This window comes from Streptomyces torulosus, from assembly GCF_001419765.1.
Taxonomy (GTDB): domain Bacteria; phylum Actinomycetota; class Actinomycetes; order Streptomycetales; family Streptomycetaceae; genus Streptomyces; species Streptomyces torulosus.
Map to the genome: position 1 here is coordinate 1 of NZ_LIRK01000918.1, position 2,507 is coordinate 2,507.

1 pseudogene is annotated in these 2,507 nt (G+C 74.6%); it reads right to left on the bottom strand.

The annotated features are described in order from the left end of the window. Positions 1–441: pseudogene (locus AOK23_RS49135) on the bottom strand (hypothetical protein); the annotation flags it as partial. Positions 442–2,507: the final 2,066 nt, after the last annotated feature.

Here is a 2,507-nt window from a genome sequence, read left to right on the forward strand (position 1 = left end):
GGGCGGGGCTGACGCCGGGGGGAGTTCGGCGGGTTCCGGGAGTTCGGTGGGTTCCGGGGGATCGGTGGGTTCCGGGGCATCTGGGCTTGTGGAGGCTTTGGGGCCCTCGGAGGGTTCGGGGTCTTTGGGTGACTCGGTGCCTGCGGGGGACCCCGGTGTTTCGGTGGCGGGTTGGGCGCGGTTGGCGCCGATCCAGCGGGCCGCCGTGCGCGACGCGCCTGTCGCCGACGCCGGGTTCGGCGGGCGGCTGACCACCTGGCAGAACCCGTCCTTCACCGGGTCGCTCTCACACGCCGTCCTGCCCGACGCCCCGAGCGGGCTGATCAAGGACGTCCTCACGGCTTCGGCACGGCCCACGTCGGGGCTGGAACTGCCCTCGCTCACCTTGCCGGTGGCGAGGGCCGACGCGGAGCCCTTGGGCCAGGGGCCGGGCTTCGGCACGGCCGGGGAGGCTCCCGCCGACGTGGACGACGACGCGTACGACGGCACGTACGGCGACCCGATCAGCGCCGCGCCCGGTGAGGTGCGGTCGGCCGGGGTTGAGCGGCCGTCCGAGGGTGGGCGGCCGAGCGAGAGTGGGCGGCCGGCTGTGGACAGGCGGGCGGCTGACGATGGTCGGGCGGTACAGCGTGCGGAGCGGTCGGTACAGCGTGCGGAGCGCGCGCATTCCGTCCGGGCGTCCCGGCCTGTGGGGCCCCGTGTTACTCCGGTGACTCCGGCTGCCCGTCCACACGCGTCTCGGCCGCCCCTGCTGACGAAGGGCCCCGCCGCGCCCGCCGTACAGCGGCGCGCGCTTCCGGCGGTACGACACCAGGGGCCGGGGCCCGGTGGGGCGACAAGTGGTCCCGCTGCCGTGGGCGCTGCGGGCGGGGGCTCCACGACGGTCGGCGCAGTGGGCGACAGCTCCACCGCACCGGGCGCCGCGGGCAATGGCTCGACGGCGGATGCTCCAGACCACGGCTCCATGACGGACGTTGCATCCGGGGGCCGCGATGCTGTGGCGCATGTTCCCCGCAACGGGTCGATGACCGGAGTTCCGGGTGACGGCTTCGGCGAATCGGCTCGTACGCCAGCAACTGGCGGCGCCACAGTGGGCGGCAGCGGCATGGTGTCGCCAAGTGGTTCGGGCGCCTCACCGTTGGGGCGCGACGCCGGAGCGGCCGGCAGCGATGTGGCCCCGGCTGGTGGTGCGGCGGCAACTGGCGGCGTCACGGCGGGCGGTGGCGGTACGGCGGGGCGTACCGGTGTCCAGCGCTCGACCGTCGGTTCCGGTGGGGCGGGGGTGAGCCCCGGTGGCCCGGCTGCCGTGCTCCGTGGGCAGTCCGATGCCGGTCCCGACGGCACGTCCGCCGCTGTTTCCGATCGCACGGTGACCGGCTTTGGCGGGCCCGTCGCTGAGGGCAGTCGTACGGGGGCCACGGTTCAGCGGGCGGCAAGCGAACCCGCTCGCGCGGCGGCCGGCCCCAGCGGTGCGCAGCCTGTGCGGAGCGAGGCCGTGGGCGTGGGGCGCGGGCCGGCGCCTCGGTCCGGCGGTGATTTGGAGGGCGGGTCCCGCGCAGGTACGCCGACCCCGACCGTCCCGTACACAGCGCAAGGGGGCGACCGCGACGTAATGGCGGCTGAGCCGAGCCCTCAGGTGGCCAAGGTGCAGCGGGCGTCGAGCCACCCGATTGGTACGCCGTCTGCCTCCGCCGACTCGACCGGCAGCGACGGCAACGGCAACGGCGTGCAGGGGCCTGGCGTTGGGGCGAAGGGCCCCGTCGGCGGACGGCTGGACGTCCAGCGGAGCCCGGCTCCCGGCAATCGTAGGTCGACCGAACCCACCGGCGCGCAGCCTCAGCCTGCTCGAACGACAACCGGTCCCACGCCTTCGAGGACCACCCCCGGCCGTCCGGCGCCGACGGACTCGTCCGGCCCGGTGGCCGCGACGGCCCCGCAGAGACCGACAGCACCGACAGCGACCAACTCGAACGGCAAGGTGGACGTCCCGAGTCCTCACCTCCCACCAACCACCAACGCCCCACTCGGCGTTCAGCGGTCGACGGTCACCCCTGGTACCTCGTCAAGCGCCCCCGCCGCCACACAGGCAGGCCCCCATGGCATGACCGCCGGACCCGACGGCACCAAGTCGAACGTCCAGAGGTCCACGCCCCAGCAGCACGGCGCCCCCTCGCGAGTCACCAGCCTGAGCACCCCGACGCCGACGACCCCCGTCGCGCCCAGCTCCACCACACCCAACAGCACAACCTCCGTGCCCAGCACTCCTCCGCTCCCGGCCCCCCGACCCCTACAGCGGAGCACCACCGGCCGGACCCGGCGCGTGGGCCTCGGCGCCCCGACCTCCGTCGACGTGCCGTCGCCTGCCAACCAGGCAACTCCCCAGCACCTCAAGCCGACGCCGACCAAAAAGTCACCGGCGGGACCGACCCCCACAACCACAACAGCGGCCGGTGCCACAGCCAGTCACGCCCCCGGAACACCCGCACCCACCACCGCCTCCCCCACGG